General features: G+C 57.4%; 17 protein-coding genes. 13 read left to right on the top strand and 4 right to left on the bottom strand.

Annotated features, from left to right (window positions below):
• Nucleotides 1-166: 166 nt before the first annotated feature.
• Nucleotides 167-763 carry a peroxiredoxin gene (locus Q4T40_17035; protein MDT8902950.1) on the bottom strand — a complete coding sequence of 199 codons (597 nt, stop codon included), beginning with the start codon at nucleotides 761-763 and terminating at the stop codon, nucleotides 167-169.
• A gap of 239 nt (nucleotides 764-1,002) precedes the next feature.
• Here Q4T40_17035 and Q4T40_17030 point away from each other — a divergent pair, with 239 nt between their 5' ends.
• The 13 genes from Q4T40_17030 to Q4T40_16970 all read left to right on the top strand — a co-directional run bounded on the left by Q4T40_17030 (nucleotide 1,003) and on the right by Q4T40_16970 (nucleotide 14,723).
• Nucleotides 1,003-2,424: an MFS transporter gene (locus Q4T40_17030; protein MDT8902949.1), complete on the top strand. Its 1,422-nt coding sequence runs from the start codon at nucleotides 1,003-1,005 to the stop codon at nucleotides 2,422-2,424.
• Between the two features lie 169 nt (nucleotides 2,425-2,593).
• Entirely contained in the window at nucleotides 2,594-3,937 is a 1,344-nt protein-coding gene (locus Q4T40_17025) for a phosphomannomutase/phosphoglucomutase (protein ID MDT8902948.1), read from the top strand.
• An 89-nt stretch (nucleotides 3,938-4,026) separates the two neighbouring features.
• Nucleotides 4,027-4,809 (top strand): MBL fold metallo-hydrolase, encoded by a 783-nt coding sequence (locus Q4T40_17020; protein MDT8902947.1) that lies wholly within the window; start codon nucleotides 4,027-4,029, stop codon nucleotides 4,807-4,809.
• Between the two features lie 19 nt (nucleotides 4,810-4,828).
• A complete protein-coding gene (locus Q4T40_17015; GenBank protein MDT8902946.1) occupies nucleotides 4,829-5,944 on the top strand; it encodes a trypsin-like peptidase domain-containing protein in 1,116 nt (371 codons plus the stop codon).
• A gap of 4 nt (nucleotides 5,945-5,948) precedes the next feature.
• Complete coding sequence (rlmH, locus tag Q4T40_17010; GenBank protein ID MDT8902945.1) at nucleotides 5,949-6,428, top strand: 23S rRNA (pseudouridine(1915)-N(3))-methyltransferase RlmH; 480 nt, start codon at nucleotides 5,949-5,951, stop codon at nucleotides 6,426-6,428.
• 263 nt (nucleotides 6,429-6,691) lie between these two features.
• Nucleotides 6,692-7,831, top strand: a complete 1,140-nt coding sequence (locus tag Q4T40_17005; protein MDT8902944.1) for an HD domain-containing protein — start codon at nucleotides 6,692-6,694, stop codon at nucleotides 7,829-7,831.
• Nucleotides 7,832-8,086: 255 nt separating this feature from the next.
• Nucleotides 8,087-9,211, top strand: coding sequence for a radical SAM protein (locus tag Q4T40_17000; GenBank protein MDT8902943.1), 1,125 nt, complete (start codon nucleotides 8,087-8,089; stop codon nucleotides 9,209-9,211).
• A 341-nt stretch (nucleotides 9,212-9,552) separates the two neighbouring features.
• Nucleotides 9,553-10,500, top strand: a complete 948-nt coding sequence (gene argC / locus Q4T40_16995) for an N-acetyl-gamma-glutamyl-phosphate reductase (protein MDT8902942.1) — start codon at nucleotides 9,553-9,555, stop codon at nucleotides 10,498-10,500.
• Between the two features lie 224 nt (nucleotides 10,501-10,724).
• Entirely contained in the window at nucleotides 10,725-11,270 is a 546-nt protein-coding gene (locus Q4T40_16990) for a DUF3795 domain-containing protein (protein ID MDT8902941.1), read from the top strand.
• Between the two features lie 262 nt (nucleotides 11,271-11,532).
• Nucleotides 11,533-12,051: a YeeE/YedE thiosulfate transporter family protein gene (locus tag Q4T40_16985; protein MDT8902940.1), complete on the top strand. Its 519-nt coding sequence runs from the start codon at nucleotides 11,533-11,535 to the stop codon at nucleotides 12,049-12,051.
• Nucleotides 12,048-12,590, top strand: a complete 543-nt coding sequence (locus Q4T40_16980; GenBank protein MDT8902939.1) for a YeeE/YedE thiosulfate transporter family protein — start codon at nucleotides 12,048-12,050, stop codon at nucleotides 12,588-12,590. Before Q4T40_16985 ends, Q4T40_16980 begins: the two co-directional genes overlap by 4 nt.
• Before the next feature lie 400 nt (nucleotides 12,591-12,990).
• Complete coding sequence (locus Q4T40_16975) at nucleotides 12,991-13,845, top strand: IS3 family transposase (GenBank protein MDT8902938.1); 855 nt, start codon at nucleotides 12,991-12,993, stop codon at nucleotides 13,843-13,845.
• Between the two features lie 83 nt (nucleotides 13,846-13,928).
• Nucleotides 13,929-14,723 (top strand): FMN-dependent NADH-azoreductase, encoded by a 795-nt coding sequence (locus Q4T40_16970; protein ID MDT8902937.1) that lies wholly within the window; start codon nucleotides 13,929-13,931, stop codon nucleotides 14,721-14,723.
• 102 nt (nucleotides 14,724-14,825) lie between these two features.
• On the opposite strand, the gene Q4T40_16965 is transcribed toward Q4T40_16970, so the two are convergent.
• From Q4T40_16965 to Q4T40_16955, 3 genes are all read right to left on the bottom strand, one after another.
• Nucleotides 14,826-15,464: a 4Fe-4S binding protein gene (locus Q4T40_16965; GenBank protein MDT8902936.1), complete on the bottom strand. Its 639-nt coding sequence runs from the start codon at nucleotides 15,462-15,464 to the stop codon at nucleotides 14,826-14,828.
• Nucleotides 15,465-15,583: 119 nt separating this feature from the next.
• Nucleotides 15,584-15,898 carry a hypothetical protein gene (locus Q4T40_16960; protein MDT8902935.1) on the bottom strand — a complete coding sequence of 105 codons (315 nt, stop codon included), beginning with the start codon at nucleotides 15,896-15,898 and terminating at the stop codon, nucleotides 15,584-15,586.
• A 59-nt stretch (nucleotides 15,899-15,957) separates the two neighbouring features.
• Nucleotides 15,958-17,568 (bottom strand): peptide chain release factor 3, encoded by a 1,611-nt coding sequence (locus Q4T40_16955; GenBank protein MDT8902934.1) that lies wholly within the window; start codon nucleotides 17,566-17,568, stop codon nucleotides 15,958-15,960.
• Nucleotides 17,569-17,657: the final 89 nt, after the last annotated feature.

The raw sequence follows: 17,657 nt of genomic DNA, 5'->3' as shown, positions 1-17,657 counted from the left end.
GCCGTTGAATACATCCCGTGCAAACAACTTCTACAAACGTTGTCGCAGAGCAAACGGTGGTGGCAGCCTCCGGTGCGCCTTGCATCTGGAGTTTTCTACGCGTCCTTGACGAAAGGCAGGAACGGGGAAAATGAAAACGCCGCTTATTTAGCGGCGTTTTCCATACCTATACTGTGCCTGCCAGCTCGAAATCCCGGCTGATCCCCGGCATCCCCGGCTTCCATCCCGCCGGCACGCCCTCGCCGGTCGCCTCGCCGTACTGGATGCCGGCCAGCGTGCGCGCGATCTCTCGCACATTGCGTCCCACCTCGCGGGGGTAGACCGAATAATAACGAATGCGCCCCTCGGGATCGATGATAAAAGTGGCCCGGTAAGCCGCTCCCGTTTCGCGGCCCCATACCCCGTAAGCGCGGGCGATCGCCCCCGAGCGGTCAGACAGCAGGGGATACTGTACTCGGCTCGCGTGGGGCGAGGTCTCGTGAAATACCTTGTGGGCATACACACTATCGGTGCTGATCGCGATAGCCGATGCGCACAGCTCCTTCAGACAGGGATAAATGTCGGCAACTGCCGCCAGCTCGGTCGGTCAGACGAACGTGAAATCGCTGGAATAGAAAAAGAGCAGCAGCCATCTGCCGCGGAAATCGCGCAGACCGACCTCGATCTCCTTGCCGCAGAAATAGGCCGGCGCGCTAAAATCGGGCGCCCGCTCCTCCAGGCGGAAGCAATGGCGGTCCGGCGGCGAAACTTTGCATTCCTCCATAACTACTCCTCCTAAGATATTTTGTATATCCTATGCCGGTCCGGATGATTATGTAACCTTTTCGCCAGCCGTCATATCCGTATTCGCTCAGGCGAAGTACGCGCCCTTGGCCTTGCATGCGCCATATTTCGCCGCCAAATCTTGATTTTCCCACAGTATAGTGATATTCTTTCGATACATATTTGACTAAAGGGAAACACTCGACGCCACCCGGCATAAATCGGAGGAACTCGATCGATATGACGCAACCGCGAAAACAACTCAATCCCTGGTTGATTTTCGGAGTAACCTCGATCGGTACGTTTATGGCCACCCTCGATGCCAGCATCATCAATGTCGCTCTTCCCCGGGTCGCTTCCCAGCTTAACGTCAACCTGCCGCTCGTTCAATGGGTGGTGTCGGCGTATCTGCTGACAATATCCTGCCTGCTGCCCCTGTTCGGGCGGCTGGGCGACATCTTCAGCCGCCGGCTGGTCTGCAACGCCGGGTTTTTCGTATTTACACTGGGCTCGATGCTTTGCGGGCTATCGGGGCATATCGCCCTCCTGATCGCCGCCAGAGTCGTGCAGGCCGTCGGCGCCGCGATGCTCATGGCCAACGCCCCCGCCATCGTCGCGGCCGCCTTTCCGGGGCCCGGCCGGGGCAGAGCCCTCGGCATGGTCGGCATGGTCGTGGCGCTGGGCTCGATGACCGGGCCCAGCGTCGGGGGCCTCTTAGTAGGCGCTTTCGGGTGGGAATCCATATTCTTTGTCAACCTGCCCATCGGCGCCGTCGCCCTATTGGCGGGCTACTACATCCTCCCCGCCAACGAACGCCGCCTGGACGAAAAGTTCGACTACGCGGGAGCCGGCCTGTTCGCCGTCGGCATGACCGCCTTTTTGCTGGCCGTAAGCCACGGCGAGGAATGGGGCTGGCGCTCGGCGGCCGTAATAGCCCTTGCAGCGACCTCCGTTCTCGCGCTGGGCGCGTTTGTCCGCCACGAAAAACGCACCCTTTTTCCCATGATCGATTTCAGCCTCTTTCGAAAATGGGCTTTTCTCTCAGGCAACATAACAGGACTGCTGTCCTTCATGGCGGTATTTTCCAATACCATGCTCCTCCCTTTTTATCTAAGCCGAATACTTAATCTCGAATCCTCCCACATCGGCCTGCTGATGACCCCCTTTCCCATCGTCCTGGCCTTCGTGGCCCCGGTCAGCGGCTACTTATCCGAACGGGTAAACCCCGCCCTGCTGTGCGCCGCCGGCCTGTCGGTAACGGCGGCGGGCCTAGTCTGGCTGGCGACGCTCACCGCAGCGGCTGCGGTCTGGAAGGTAGCACTGGGGCAAGCGGTTCTGGGCCTGGGCAACGGCCTGTTCCAGTCCCCCAACAACAACAGCGTAATGAGCGCCGCCCCGCCTGAAAAGCTCGGCCTCGCCGGCGGCATCAACTCCCTCGTGCGCAACGTCGGCCAGGTGTGCGGCATCGCCATCGCCGTGTCGATTCTGGAGACGCGGCAGGCGGCGTCGCTCGCGGGAATAGCGTCGCCGACCACCGGGCAGCAGATCGGCGCCTTCCTGACCGGTTACCATACCGCACTGGGTGTCGGGGCGGTCTTCGCCGTCCTTGGCGCCGTGGTGTCGTTTCGCAGACGCAGCCACCTTAAGCCCGCCGAAAAATAGCCCGTATTGCGGCGGGAGCCCTGCTTGATTTTGCATACAAAGAGCATACTAACCAGGCATAATTTACCGGATGGCGAACGCCAAGGACTTACCCCGCCTGCCACCGGGGTTTATAATTAAGCTATAAGCACGCGCGACAACCCTGATCCGTCCCGAAAGGAGCACCGCCATGAATATCTTCCACGCCTGCGACATCCGCGGCATCGCCGGCGGCGACCTCACCGACGTCGCCGCCCGCAAAATCGCCCTCGCCGTCGGCCTCAAGCTCGCCGGCCGACAAGTCGTCGTCGGCGGCGACGTCCGCCTCTCCACCCCGGCCCTCCAGGCCATCGTCATCGAAACCCTCGCCGAATCCGGCTGCCACGTCCTCGACATCGGCACCGTCTCCACCCCCGCCTTCTCCTACGCCCTCAAAAAGACGGCGGCCGTGGGCGGCGTCATGGTCACCGCCTCCCACAACCCCGCCCCCTATAACGGCTTCAAACTCGTCCTCGGCCCCGAACCGGTCAGCGAAGCAGACATCGCCGACCTCGCCCGCCTCGTCGCCGCCGGCGCCCGTACCGAGGGCAGCGGCAGCATCGCCAGGCTCCCCGTCGCCGCCGACTACCTCGCCTTCACCGCTGCTTGCGCCCGGCGGGGGTCCCTAAAAGTCGTCCTCGACGCCGGCAACGGCGCAGTATCGCGCCTCGCCCCCCAGCTCTTCCGCAGTCTTGGCTACGACGTCGTCGAACTCTACTGTCAGCCTGACGGCAACTTCCCCCACCGCCCCCCCAACCCCGCCCTCGCCGAAAACCTCGCCGCCCTCGGCGCCGAAGTCTGCCGCACCGGCGCCGCCCTCGGCGCCGCCTTCGACGGCGACGGCGACCGTGTCGGCTTTGTCGACGAAACCGGCCGTCCCCTCGACAACGACGACATCATCGTCCTCCTCGCCCGCCACTACCTCGCCCGGGAGTCCGGCGCCGTCGTCTACGACGCCAAATGCTCCATGGTCGTCGCCGAGGAAATAGCCAAAGCCGGCGGCCGTGCCGTCATGGCCCGCGCCGGCCACACCTTCAGCAAACAAGCCTTCCGGCGGGAGAACGCCCTCTTCGCCGGCGAAATAAGCGGCCACTTCTTCTTCCGCGAACTCGGCTACGACGACGGCGCCTTCGCCGCCCTCAAAATCGCCGAAATCGTCGCCGCCAGCGGACCGCTCTCCGTCCTTGCCGACTCCGTCCCCGACTACCTTCTCACCCCCGACATCCGCATCCCCTACCCCCAGCCCGACAAACAGGCCGTCATCGCCGCCGCCGCCGCCGCCCTCGCCCCCTACCGCCCCAACCTCATCGACGGCGTCCGCGTCGAATTTCCCGACGGCTGGGGCATGATCCGCGCCTCCGTCACCGAGCCGCTCTTCACCTTCCGCTTCGAAGCCAAAACCCCCGCGCGTCTTGCGGAAATCGGCGACATCCTCCTCGGCGCCCTGCCCGCCTCCCTGCGGGAAGCCGTCCGGCCCAGAATAGCCGCCGGCTGAGCGCCGATCCAGCTTCTGACAAGAGGAATTGTGGTTTTTTGTCGCGAATAACATATAATGCCACAGCATCTTGTATAAAGGAGCTAGACATGCAGATACACGTCCTGGCCAGCGGCAGCACCGGCAACGCCACCCTCATCCGGATGGCCGACGCCAACATCCTCGTCGACGCCGGCATAAGCTGCCGACGGATCAAAAACGCCCTCGCCGCCGTCGGCACTGCCGTCGAAGACCTCGACGCCGTCCTCGTCACCCATGAGCACCGCGACCACGTCGCCGGCCTGCCCACCCTAAGCCGCAAATACCGCCTGCCCATATACGCCCGCCCCGCCGCCTGGCAGGCCATGGACGACGACGGCATCGGCGCCTGCATCGCCGGCGAATGCCGCCGCGACCTGCCCGCCGGCCTCGACATCGGCACCCTCAAAATCGAACCCTTCGCCGTCTCCCACGACGCCGCCGACCCGGTCGGCTTCAGCTTCTACCACCGTCACCAAAAATGCAGCCTCGCCACCGACCTTGGCTTCGTCACCGACACCGCCAAAAAAGGCCTCGCCCTTTCCGACGCCCTTGTTCTCGAAGCCAACCACGATATCGACATGCTCAAACAGGGCAAATACCCCTGGTTCCTCAAGCAGCGCATTCTCGGCAGCCGCGGCCACCTCGCCAACACCGACGCCGGCTGGACGCTCGCCCGCCTGCCGCGCAAAAGCCAATGCCACGTATTCCTCGCCCACATCAGCCAGGAAAACAACAAACCCGAGCTCGCCGAAGCCACCGTCGCCGGCATCCTCGGCGAACAGGGCTGCCGGCTCGGCAAAGACATAACCCTCTCCCTCACCTACCCCGACCAAACCGCCAGCCTCGAATAAACAGCAAGGAGGATACGGGATGAAACAGCTATACAAGCGCATGGCCCCCTACTTCATCGTCGCCGTCTTCGGAGCCCTCATCGGCGGCAGCCTCGTCCTCGGCTACGGCGCCCCCTACTTCGCCAAACCCGGTCCCCAGGCCCAGCCGCCCCAAAACACCATCATGCCGCCCGTCGCCCACGCCCAGGTCTCCGAAGCCCGCAACACCCCCGTCGTCCGCGCCGCCCAGGCCGTAGGCCCGGCCGTCGTCGGCATAACCAACAAAGGCTTCGTCCGCGACTTCTTCAACCGCCAGATGCTCATCGAACAAGGCACCGGCTCCGGCGTCATCATCTCCGCCGACGGCTACATCGTCACCAACAACCACGTCGTCGAAAACGCCCAGGAACTCACCGTCTCCCTCGCCGACGGCCGCACCTTCACCGGCCGCACCGTCGGCGCCGACCCCGTCACCGACCTCGCCGTCGTCAAAATCGACGCCACCGGCCTGCCCGCCGCCGTCTTCGGCGACTCCGACACCCTCCTCGTCGGCGAACCCGCCATCGCCATCGGCAACCCCCTCGGCAACGAATTCCGCGGCAGCGTCACTGTCGGCGTCATCAGCGCCCTCAACCGCTCCATCGAAATCGGCGAACGCCGCTTCAAACTCATCCAGACCGACGCCGCCATCAACCCCGGCAACTCCGGCGGCGCCCTCGTCAACGCCGACGGCCTCGTCATCGGCATCAACAGCGCCAAACTTGCCGCCGCCGGCGTCGAAGGCATGGGCTTCTCCATTCCCGTCAACACCGTCCGGCCCATCGTCCAGTCGCTCATCGACAAAGGCAAAGTCATCCGTGCCTATCTAGGCGTCGGCATCCTCGATAAAACCACCGCCGCCCGCTACGGCTACCGGCTCAACGTCGACAAAGGCGTCTACGTGGCCGGCGTCCAGCCCGGCGGCCCTGCCGCCAAGGCCGGCATCCGCGAAGGCGACATCATCGTAGCCATCGCCGGCAAAGAAACCAACACCGTCGTCGACCTGAGAAGCGTCGTCGACGCCCAGCCCGTCGGCAGCCGGGCTGACGTCACCGTCAGCCGCAACGGCCAGGTCGCCGCCCGCAGCGTCCTCTTCGAAGAAATGCCGAGCAAATAACGCCATGCGCATCACCATCGTCGCCGTCGGAAAAATAAAAGAACGCTACCTCACGCAAGGCATCGGCGAATTCGTCAAACGCCTCGCCCCTTACTGCCGCCTAGACATCGTCGAAATCGCCGAGGAAAAAATGCCTGACAGCCCCTCCGTCGCCGACAAGGCCAGAGTTCTTGGCCGGGAAGGGGAGAGGATCCTCAAAGCCGTCCGTCCCGCCAGCCACCTCATCGTCCTCGACCGTGGCGGCGCCCGCCTCTCCTCCGAAGACCTCGCCGCCAGACTCGACGCCCTCGCCCTCGCCGGCAAAAGCGACCTCACCTTCGTCATCGGCGGCGCCTTCGGCCTCGCCCCCGCAGTACTCGCCGCCGCCGCCGAAAAGCTCTCCTTCTCCGCCCTCACCTTCACCCACCAGATGATCAGGCTCCTCCTCGTCGAACAACTCTACCGCGCCTTCAAAATCAGCCGCAACGAGAACTACCATCATTAAACCCTGGAAACCGCCGCAAAAGACCCGCCGAACGCTTGAGATGGATTCTTGCCAGATAACCTGCCAGCCATGATGTGCTGGCAGGTTATTGTTTTCGTCAGCTAATCTGCAAGGGCGTGACAGGCCTTAGCCGGTGCTGCGACGAAGAAACAGGCGCTTCCGGCGAATAAACGCCGCTTTTTCCCGCTTTAAACCTTTGGCTTTCTTCTCGATATATTAATATAGCATTATCGGTAAACCGTGTTTATTCTGGGGGGCCTTCCATGCGCAGCATATCTTTGGATGAAATCCAGCCGGGAATGTACTTATCGAAACCGCTCCTGACAACAGACGGCAAGGTCTTGCTTTACGAAGGCATAGAGATAAAGGAAAGATACATAAGGTACCTCCGCAATCAGGGATTGACTTCCCTGGTGATCGGCGAACCGGTCGCCGGAACCTCCGGAAAAGCCCTGGATGATTTTTACGACGCCGAGCATCAAAAACAGGCGATAGGCAGCGCCAGGGAAAAAGTGCGAAGCTTTCGCGTCGGCAGAGACATAAACCTGGACAGAGTGAAAAACATTGTCGACGACCTTATTGAGCGCCTTGCCCATAGTCCGGAAGAAATGATCCACCTGCTGGACATCCGCCGCAAAGAGGAGTATATATTCTCCCATGCCATCAACACCTGCATTTTGTCCGTCATGACCGGCCTGGCTATGGGGTATGACGCCGTGCGGCTGAACGAATTGGGGCTGGCGGCCATACTGCACGATATCGGCAAAATCAAATTTTCCCGGCGGCTGGCGCGACAGTTTCCCGACCGCCTGATCAGGGGCGAACGGGAAGAATACCGGCGCCATCCGTCCTACGCTGCGGAAATACTGAGCGAAAACAAAAACCTGTCCGCCGCCATCGTCGACGCATGCTTCCAGCACCACGAACGCTGGAACGGCAGCGGCTATCCCCAGGGCCTCGCAGGGGACGCCATCTCGGAATATGCGCAGATTATCAGCATCGCCGATGCCTATGACCGCCTGATCGTCGGCATGCCTCACCGCCACCCCACGCCGGTTTACTATGCCGCCGCCATCCTGAACAAAGCCGCGGGCGAATATTTCGCCCCGTCAGTTGTGGAGAAATTTATCCGCAACGTCGCCATCTATCCGATGGGGAAAACGGTACGGCTCAACAATGAGCAAAGCGGCGTGATTCTCGGCGTCAGCATGAACAACACGGCTACCCCCATCGTACGCATCGTCTCCAGCCGGGATGGCAGCTACACCAATCAGATTGTCGAGCTTGACCTGCGCAAAAACCCCGACCTGTTCATCGTCGATTTCGAAGATATAAACATTTATGTACAGGCTTATGCCACCCATGCGCAAATTTACCACCCACTCGGGCGACCTGCCCAATAGATATCCGCAAAAAGCTGAAGCGCGCTGCCTCTTAAACCAAAGAAGCATACAATTATTGTGACGGCGAACAGTGCCTGGCTGGCAGCAACCCGGAAATGCCGATCCAACAAAGTGCGGGACCATGCGGTCTCGCACTTTATCAATAGTTAAATAACAAATATTACGCCTTCGCGAAAGTACCATTTTATAAATGATATTTACAGTTGCTTGGCGAATCATTTGAAGAGTTAGATTAAGCAGATAGGCGGTTGCGGTATGAAAATTTCCAAGAAAGATGCGTTGATATGGTTCGATTTCTTTTCCCAATTGCCTGAGGACGAGGAAATTAGCGTAAAACATGAAGAAATCATCTACGCTACCTTTGCGCAAATTGAGGCGGCAATTGATCATAGAAACGATATATTGATGTCGGAAATCAAAAACTTAAAAACCCTGGAAAACAGAACTTTTTTTGTGGGCAATGAAAGCAAATTCCCCCAAGGCTGTCGTTCTTGCCTGTCGGGCACCGGTTTGAGCGCAATCAGGAAAACGAACAAATGTAATTTAGCGTGTAAGTTTTGTTATAATTATGGCGAACTGCAAAATATTCATCCCGTTGGCGAAGGCATGTGGGAAATCGGCGGCACGAAATTTTACGAGAAGGATATTGATCTGCTGCTTTCCATTCACCAAAAACCCACAGGCATTTCCTACGTCTATTTAGAGCCTTTCATGGAGATCGAAGAATACTATCCGGTGATAAAGAAATTTAGTGCTGCGCAAATTCATCAGCATTTATACACAAATGGCACCTTGGCTACGGAAGAGACCTTGAAATCCTTAGGCGAAGCCGGTCTTGACGAGTTGCGTTTCAATCTCGGCGCTTCAAACTGTGCGGACAAAGTAATTGAAAATATCGGCTTAGCGAAAAAATTTATTAAAACCGTAGGCATTGAAACCCCGATGACTCCGGAGTTTTTCGAAGCATTTTTCAACAAAAAGCAGGCAATTTTCGCGACAAACCTCGATTTTATCAATTGTGCGGAGTTACATTTAAATGAGAATAACATCGGCAATTATTATGGCGAAAACATGTATATTTCCCGACACGGCTATATATCGCCAATTTGGAGTAGGGAACTGACCTTGAAATTCATGAAAATAGCTGATGAAGAGAACTGGGATTTAGCGGTCCATGATTGCTCAAACTACACAAAGTTCGCCAGAGGTCTAAATTTGAGCAGCAAAGCGGGTATGTGGTTCGGAGCCAGTAATTATGCCTGTGAATTTTCCCTGATTCCGTACGAAATATTTATACCGATACTGAATGATGACAACTTCAAATTTTTAACCGAAGAAGAACTGCCTGCCGGCTATAAACCGGAAGTTATCCAAATATAAGTAGCTGGTCCGTACCATAGCTGGCGGCAGACGCAAGTACTTAGAGAGAAGGAGAGAATTATGGCTGTCGTAAAATGCACAAAATGCGGGAAAGTGTTTAATACAGAAGGAGCAATACTTAAACCCATTGGCGATGGCGGATACTTGGAATGTTGCCCGAAGTGCGGGAGCACCTCTGTATATTATGTGGACGATTGCCAATATGACGATGATAGAAAATGGGAGGGGTATTAGGAAAGCGGGGAAAACCTTGCCACTGGTAACGGCGAAGCCGGAGGAAATATTTGTTGCATAAAAATTGAAACGGACGTATAATTATACGAAAAAGGGGAGGGGCTATAATGAAACATAAAGTGTTCGTCGACGGCCAAGAAGGAACGACCGGTTTAAAAATCCATGAATATTTAGCGCAGCGCTCGGATATCGAATGGTTGAGCATCGATCCGGAAAAACGCAAAGACATAGCGGAACGGAGCCGGCTGCTCAACAGCGCCGACCTGGTGTTTCTCTGTTTGCCTGATGTCGCTGCGCGCGAAGCGGTTTCTTTGATAACTAACGAACACACCCGGGTGATTGACGCCAGCACGGCGCACCGGACCCATCCAGACTGGGCCTATGGCCTGCCCGAGCTGAGCCCCGAGCATCGTGAAAAAATAAAGCATTCCCGCCGCGTGTCGGTGCCGGGCTGTCATGCGACAGGCTTTATCGTAGGGCTCTATCCGCTAGTCAAAGCCGGTATCGTTCCCGCGGATTATCCGGTTACCTGCACCTCCCTGACCGGTTATAGCGGCGGCGGCAAAAGCCTGATCAAAAAATACGAGAGTGTTGCCGACGGTGGCCTAAATAGTCCGCGGCCTTACGCGCTGCGCCTGCAGCATAAACATCTGCCGGAAATGCAGGCAGTGACCGGGCTCCGGTATCCGCCCGCCTTTGTGCCGGTGGTGGCCAACTATTATAAAGGAATGGGCGTCATGCTGCCGCTGATTTCCCGCCTGCTCAATAAGCCGCTGTCTGCCGCCCAGGTCAGAGACTTTTTCGCCGAATACTTTGCCGCCGAAAAATTCATCAAGGTCATGCCGTATGACGCCGATGCCACACTGGAGGAAGGCTTCTTCCCGGTGGAATGCTGCAACGATACCAACAGGATCGAGCTTTTCGTGTTTGGCAATAACGAGCAGATATTGGTTGTCTCGCGCTTTGACAATCTGGGAAAAGGAGCGTCGGGAGCCGCCGTGCAGTGCATGAACATAATGCTGGGCGCCGACGAGGCTGCCGGGCTGAAAAGCTAAAGTCCGTTCCCTGGCACGGTTCCGACGCACTCCGTCGCTATACCCGTCACGGCCAATCATTAACTGTTAACCTTAAAAGGCATCAGCCGATAACGAAGGGCTGATGCCTTTTGTCATATTCCGGCACATCTTCATTGCGTAAAATTACAATTAGTGGTAAAATTATATTACCAAGTAATATTATCAAGTACTAAATTATCGATGCGATTAGGAGGCGTAAATATTTGGACAGGAAACTGGTATGCCCCTGCGGTTTGACCTGTTGTGATTGTTTGTTCTACAAACCCGAAATTTACGAAGCCGCATTCAACTTGCGGGAGTTGATTAAAAAGCACGGACTGGATACATTTCTGAGCATATGCAGCAATAAAAACGTTTGGAAGGTTATGGGGGCGCATCTGGATGTCGATGAAAGCCAGGTAGGGGATGAAATAGGCAGGCATTTTGATGCGTTTGAACAGATGCCAGCGTTTATGAGCGTTCTTGACGGCATTATAAAATTGCAATGCAAAAGCACTTGCCAGGAAGCGGGCGGTTGTTCCTTCGGCGGCAACAAGCATGAATGCGGGGCGCTGAAATGCATCAGAGCCAAGGGCTATGACGGATGCTGGCAATGCAGTGAATCAGAGCAATGCGAAAAGCTGACCTTTCTCAAAAGCAGCTACGGATTTGTTATCGAGGAAAACTTGACGACGATCAGGGAAAGAGGCGCTGCGGCGGTCGAACCGCGGGGAAATCAATACTACGGGTGGCAAAGAAGGAGTAAATAAAGGCTGCCACATTATGCCCGATTTGCCTAACGGCTCGGGAGCGGGTTCTACGTGCTTTCGCCCGCCGCGCATTTCCGGGGTGGCGGCGGTTCAGGCTTTTCCTGGTAAGTGCCCTTCCCGGCGAATTTGCAAAAAGCCTTCCCGCCTATAAAATAAATTTAAAATTAATTAATAATAATTATTGAAATATGCGGCAATGTCTGGTAGAATTAAAACAAAAACCACCCCTCCCCATGGGGGGTGGGAGCGGGAGAGTGGAATCATGCAGGAAGGAAAAGGCTGGAACCCCTATTTGGCAGGTGGGCTCAGCGGCATAGTATCAATCTTGTCAGTCTGGGTAACGGGCCATTATCTCGGCGCGTCGACGACCTTCGTGCGGGCCTCGGGCATGGTAGAAAAGATATTTGCTCCTGAAAAACTAACACAGTTGGAATACTTCGTTCGCCACGCCCCCAAAATCGACTGGCAGTTTATGGTCGTCATCGGCATCATGATCGGCGCGTTCGCCGCGGCGGTTACCTCGGGAAGCTTCCGCCTGCAGGCCGTGCCCGATATGTGGCGGGAGCGCTTCGGCCCCAGCGTCGCCAAGCGGGCGGCCGTCGCCTTCGTCGGCGGCATCATCGCCCTGTTCGGCGTCCGCCTCGCCGACGGCTGCCCCAGTGGTCACGGGCTGAGCGGCGCCCTGCAGCTCGCGGTCAGCGGCTATATCGCGCTCATCGCCTTTTTCGTGGGCGGCGTAATCGTAGCCCGGATTATATACGGGAAAGGTGATGAAAAATGAACATATTGCTTGCCGGCTTAATAACAGGCATCCTGTTCGGATTCTTCCTGCAGAAGGGCAGAGTCCTCCGCTACGACAAACAACTGGGTGCCTTGCGCTTAAAGGACTTTATCATCGTCAAATTCATGCTTTCCCACATAATCGTCGCCATGATCGGCGTCTACCTGCTGTATGACCTCGGCCTTGTCAAGCTGTCGATAAAACCGGCCATCGTCGGCGGCGTCGCCCTCGGCGGATTGCTGTTCGGCGTCGGGTGGGCACTGCTGGGCTACTGCCCCGGCACATCGCTCGGCGCCCTGGGGGAAGGCAGATGGGATGCCCTGTGGGGCATTTTGGGAATGCTGGTCGGGGCGGGTCTATACGCCGAGGCCTATCCTTTTATGAAAGCCACCGTGCTGACCTGGGGCAATTTCGGCAAAATTACTATCCCTCAGGCTCTCGGGATCAACCACTGGCTAGTGATCGGCCTCGTGGTCGCCGCCGCGGCGTACCTCCTATTCATAATCGAAAAACACGAACAAAAGGAACCGGCCGCCTAGAATTGGGCGTAAAAGAGCCCCGACCCGCATGGTGAACTGAACCCGAAAAAACGGACATTGAGCAAAAAAGCCTCCTGTTGTAGGATAACTACGATAGGAGGTTTTGTATGTCACGGAAATGGACAGATATGCAATCGGCTGAGCGGATTATCCTGCAAATGCGACAAGATGGAAGAACCAGGCGGGAGATAGCAGATGCCTTGGGTCTTGAAAAAGTACAAATCAAGAACTGGATTAACCGGTACAATCGGAGACAGACCACCCTTCCGGCATCCCCCAAGAAGAAAGGCCGCCCCAGAAAAAGCCCGATAACTGCACACCACGCGATGGAGCTGCGGATACGGGAACTTGAAAGAGAAGTGGAACTATACCGGTCTTTTCTTCACGCTGCTGGAAGGATGTGAGAGCACAGGTTAAGTACATAGCCATAGCGCAAAATGCCGGCAAGCATCCGGTTGCGGTCATGTGTAATTTCTTTGAGGTATCAAGAAGCGGCTACTACGCGTATCTCAAACGGAAAGACCGGTCATCCGCCGAGGAGAAGTTGGCCGCCTTGATTCAAAAATGCCAGCGGCAGACTAATGGAACTTACGGTTATAGGCGTGTGGGGATATGGCTTGAGAGGCGAGGCATTAAGAAAAACCATAAGGCGGTGCTGCGCATCATGAACAAGTACGGGTTGCTGGCGCAAATCCGGCGCAGAAAAAAGTACCGGCAGATGAGCGGTCAACTGCACCGGTATCCGAATATCCTCGGCCGCGATTTCACAGCCATCAAACCTAATCAGAAATGGGTAACGGATGTTTCCTATATCCAGACGCCGCAGGGAACCTTGTATCTATCCATGATTCGCGACCTGTTTGACAACAGTATTGTCGCCTACCAGACTGGAACCGAGCAGTCGGTCAACCTGGTTCTGCGAACCGTTCGGCAAGCCAAGGCAAAAGAAGCGGTCACTGCAGAGTTGCACCTCCACAGTGACCAGGGGTTTCAATACACTTCCCAGGCATATTTCACCCTAACTCAAAATTACGGCATTACTCCGTCCATGTCAAGGCGGGGAAACTGCTATGACAACGCGCCGGCAGAAAACTTCTTCAGCATCCTTAAGACCGAGTGTATCCGGCGGCATAAGCCAAAGACGGTCGATCAGGCGCGTCAGCTTATTGATAACTACATTTTTTTCTACAACCACGAGCGTATTCAACTCAAAACAAAACTGACGCCGCTCGAAAAACGACGCCAGTTTGCGTAATCTCATCTAATCCTACGATAGGGCTTTTTATCTGTGTCCATTGGCCGGGGTTCAGTGCATGGCGCGGGGCGGAGCTCTTTTTTGTGCAAGGCCGCATTGCCGCTTCCCGCGGCGGAAAATATACGGGTGCTTGCCCCGACGACGGCAGGGGATGCCAGCCGAAAATCGAAAACATGAAATACGCACTAAAGTTGATGGCTGCCGCTCCGGGGGTGACGCCCCCAATAAGCCGCCGCCAAAATGACAAAAGGCTGGTGAAATCTATGGCGCAAGTCCTGGCGATCATCGCCAATCCGCGCAAAAATTCGCATACCGCTCGGCTCCTGCAGTCATTCCTTACAGCGTACCGAAAACGCAACCCGGCCGACACGATCGTTGAGCTCGACCTCTACAAAACGGAAATTCCGGTTATCGACGCCGCTGTACTGGAGGCCTGGGACAAGCCGGCAGAGCAGCAAACGGCCGCAGAAAAGCGGCTCCTGGCGAAGGTAGACCGGTTTACCGGCCAGTTCATTGCGGCCGACAAGGTAATCATCGCCGCGCCGATGTGGAACCTGCAGTTCCCGCCTATGCTCCCGGCCTACATCGCCACCATCGCGGTCGCGGGCAAAACTTTTTCGTACGGCGACGCCGGCTGGAAGGGACTGGTGCCGGACAAGCCGGTCCTGCTCATCCATGTCCGCGGCGGCTGTTTTTCCTCCGGCCCGGCGCAGGCGTTCGACCATGCCGTCCCCTATCTGAAATCCCTGCTCGCCATGCTGGGAATCTCCGACCTCAGAACGATCATCTGCGAGGGGATTGAAGCCGCCCCTGACAAGGCTCAGGATATCTTCGCCCAGGCGCTGCTCGCAACGGAACAATCAGCCGCAGCTTTTTAGTCGGACCGCCTCCCAGGCTGGCGGCGGCCCTGCTGACGTTCTGAGCCGCCTTCCCCGCCGACCGCAGGCGGCCGGCGCCCCGGCGGTAACGCGCTAATATAACTATTGCCCGAAGCTCAAGGCTTTTTTCGGGCACTTCTCCACGCATCGACTGCATTTGAGGCAATCGCTGTGAACAAAGCCTGTCTTGCTGCCCTTTGCCTCATAGGGGGAGAGCTGGAGCGGGCAAGCGGTTGTACACAGCTTGCATCCGACGCACGCATCGCTGACGGCTAACGGTTTCGGTTGTGGCTTGGCGCTGAGCCAGCTAGCGAGCGTACCCATCGGGCAGAACGAACACCATGTCCGGTGATGATACACAAACGCCAACCCGATTCCTACCAAGGTAGTCACTAGGATGATTCGGACGAACACCATTCCGATGGCGGCGAGATCGCCCCAGGCGTAGTACATCTGCACCCCGAAGACGGTAAATATCAATAAGACCATAAAAATCCGAAACCCCTTGCTGCGGAAAAACGGCGGGATGGGTTTTTGGGGTGAAACCCGGGCCAGCACATTATCCCAAAAACTGCCGCGGGGACAAAAATTGCCGCACCAGTAGCGCCCTTTGAAGGGGGCGATAACCACAGGAGCCAGCATGCATGTTAAAGCCACTACCCCGATCGGCGGATAAACGAGTCCGACTGCCAGGAAAATCAATAGAACCCAGAACAGATACGCCTGTAATTTCTTCCTCATACGCTGCCTCCATACACGACTAATCAAACTGTTTATACATTTCCCGAACCGGTATACCCTGATACGGTTACGTAAGCAAACGGCCTGAACCCCTAAACGGGTTCAGGCCGTTAATTACCCTATAATGCCATGCGTTCCCGGTACCGATGCAAGGCGGCGAGCTTTTCCTCCGCCGTCGCCCCTTCCGTCCAGACGTCCTTGAACTCCAGCGCGTCCTTGAAGCCGGCGCTCCACTCGTACGCCCCGTCCGGCGTATAGCAGGCGAAAACCAGCGGCCGCTCCAGGCTCTCCGGCAACGCACCCTCGTTGTCGGTCAGCAGCGCGAAGCCTCCTTGCGGGCCTGTCTCATAGCACAGCGCCGTCAGGCCGTCCTCGATCTCCGTTGCCTCAAAACCGAGGGCCGCGAAAAAATCCTTGGCATTTTCCCCTTCCATACCATCATCTCCTCCACATATATCATCCATACCTACTTATTTTACCGCAAGCCGCCGTCCTATACAACATCCCGCGCATTGGCGGCGTTATCGGGCGGCGCGGCGTAAAACTCCACGCCCGGATTGCGTTCCTTCACCCAGTTAAGCTGCCACTCGGTCGTAATCAGCACCAGCGGGCGTCCCCTGGTATCCTCCAGCACCATGCCGTTATCCATGCCCTTGAGCGCCTTTGGGTTAAGCCCCGGGCCGGCCACCCAGCGGGCCAGGCCGTACGGCAACGAATTCATCAGGATATCGACGCCGTACTCCTGCTTCAGGCGATACTGCAGCACCTCGAACTGCAGGCTGCCGACCACGCCGACCACGAACGACTCGACCACGCTCGGCTGGCGGAAAACCTGCACCGCTCCCTCCTGGGTCAACTGGGTCATACCCTTCACGAACTGCTTGCGCTTCATCGTATCCTTGGCCTGCACCCTGGCGAACTGCTCGGGCGGGAAAACGGGAAAATCCTCGAAGCGGATCTCGTGGCCCGGCTGGCAGAGCGTATCGCCGATCGCGAAAATACCCGGATCGAACAGCCCGATGATATCGCCCGGCAGGGCCTCCTCCACCAGCGTCCGCTCCTGGGCCAGGAACTGCTGGGGCTGGCTGAGCTTCACCTGCTTGCCCGACTGCACGTGGTACACGTTCATGCCCCGCTCGAACCTCCCCGAGCAGATGCGGATGAAAGCGATGCGGTCGCGGTGGGCGGGGTTCATATTCGCCTGAATCTTGAACACGAACGCCGAAAAAACGTCGCTCTCCGGGCTGACGATTTCCTCCGACGAGCGGCGGGGAGCGGGAGGGGGGGCCAGCCGCAAAAACTCCTCCAAGAACGGCCGCACGCCGAAATTGGTCATCGCGCTGCCGAAAAACATCGGCGTCAGATCGCCGCGGGCCACCTTATCGTAATCGAACTCGTCCCCTGCCATATCAAGCAGAGCGATATCGTCGCACAGCGCCTGATGGGCATCCTCGCCCAGCAACTGACGGAAGGCCGCGTCCTCCACGTTGCCCGTCGTCGACGGCACCGCCCGCTGGCCGTGGGAATCGTCCTTCGCGAACAGCTCCACCTGATTAAGCTGGCGGTTATACACGCCCTTATAGTTGCCGTCCACGCCCACCGGCCAGTTCATCGGATAAGCGCGGATGCCCAGCACCTTCTCGATCTCCTCCATCAGCTCGAACGGATTGCGGCCGAACCGGTCCAGTTTGTTGACGAACGTGAATATCGGGATGCCCCGGTCCTTGCACACCCGGAACAGCTTTTTCGTCTGCTCCTCCACGCCCTTGGCGACGTCAATGATCATCACCGCACTGTCGGCGGCGATCAGCGTCCGGTAAGTATCCTCGCTGAAATCCTGGTGGCCGGGGGTGTCGAGGATGTTGACGCGGATACCCTGATAGTCGAACTGCAGCACGCTCGAAGTCACCGAAATGCCGCGCTGCTTCTCGATCTCCATCCAGTCAGACACGGCGTGCTTCTGGGCCTTGCGCGCCTTCACCGACCCGGCCAGATGGATCGCCCCGCCGTACAGCAGCAGCTTCTCCGTCAGCGTCGTCTTGCCGGCGTCCGGGTGGGAAATGATCGCGAACGTCCGGCGGGGATTAGTTTCGTTAACAGACATTTTTCCTCCGCTTATCTGCCGCCGGTGTAAACACACCGGCGATAATGCCGTCTCTAAAAAACGTACTAAAAAATTATACCCGGTTTTGC

The organism is Selenomonadales bacterium 4137-cl, from assembly GCA_032334055.1.
GTDB lineage: Bacteria > Bacillota > Negativicutes > Sporomusales > UBA7701 > Anaeroselena > Anaeroselena agilis.
Note: the sequence above shows the minus strand (reverse complement) of the source record. Positions and strands in the feature narration are given on the sequence as shown.

Excerpts from the sequence above, each read along its gene's own strand:
- Q4T40_17030 (MDT8902949.1), top strand. The coding sequence starts at position 1,003 with ATGACGCAACCGCGAAAACAACTCAATCCCTGGTTGATTTTCGGAGTA.
- Q4T40_17025 (MDT8902948.1), top strand. The coding sequence starts at position 2,594 with ATGAATATCTTCCACGCCTGCGACATCCGCGGCATCGCCGGCGGCGAC.
- Q4T40_17020 (MDT8902947.1), top strand. The coding sequence starts at position 4,027 with ATGCAGATACACGTCCTGGCCAGCGGCAGCACCGGCAACGCCACCCTC.
- Q4T40_17015 (MDT8902946.1), top strand. The coding sequence starts at position 4,829 with ATGAAACAGCTATACAAGCGCATGGCCCCCTACTTCATCGTCGCCGTC.
- rlmH (MDT8902945.1), top strand. The coding sequence starts at position 5,949 with ATGCGCATCACCATCGTCGCCGTCGGAAAAATAAAAGAACGCTACCTC.
- Q4T40_17005 (MDT8902944.1), top strand. The coding sequence starts at position 6,692 with ATGCGCAGCATATCTTTGGATGAAATCCAGCCGGGAATGTACTTATCG.
- Q4T40_17000 (MDT8902943.1), top strand. The coding sequence starts at position 8,087 with ATGAAAATTTCCAAGAAAGATGCGTTGATATGGTTCGATTTCTTTTCC.
- argC (MDT8902942.1), top strand. The coding sequence starts at position 9,553 with ATGAAACATAAAGTGTTCGTCGACGGCCAAGAAGGAACGACCGGTTTA.
- Q4T40_16985 (MDT8902940.1), top strand. The coding sequence starts at position 11,533 with ATGCAGGAAGGAAAAGGCTGGAACCCCTATTTGGCAGGTGGGCTCAGC.
- Q4T40_16980 (MDT8902939.1), top strand. The coding sequence starts at position 12,048 with ATGAACATATTGCTTGCCGGCTTAATAACAGGCATCCTGTTCGGATTC.
- Q4T40_16965 (MDT8902936.1), bottom strand. The coding sequence starts at position 15,464 with ATGAGGAAGAAATTACAGGCGTATCTGTTCTGGGTTCTATTGATTTTC.
- Q4T40_16960 (MDT8902935.1), bottom strand. The coding sequence starts at position 15,898 with ATGGAAGGGGAAAATGCCAAGGATTTTTTCGCGGCCCTCGGTTTTGAG.
- Q4T40_16955 (MDT8902934.1), bottom strand. The coding sequence starts at position 17,568 with ATGTCTGTTAACGAAACTAATCCCCGCCGGACGTTCGCGATCATTTCC.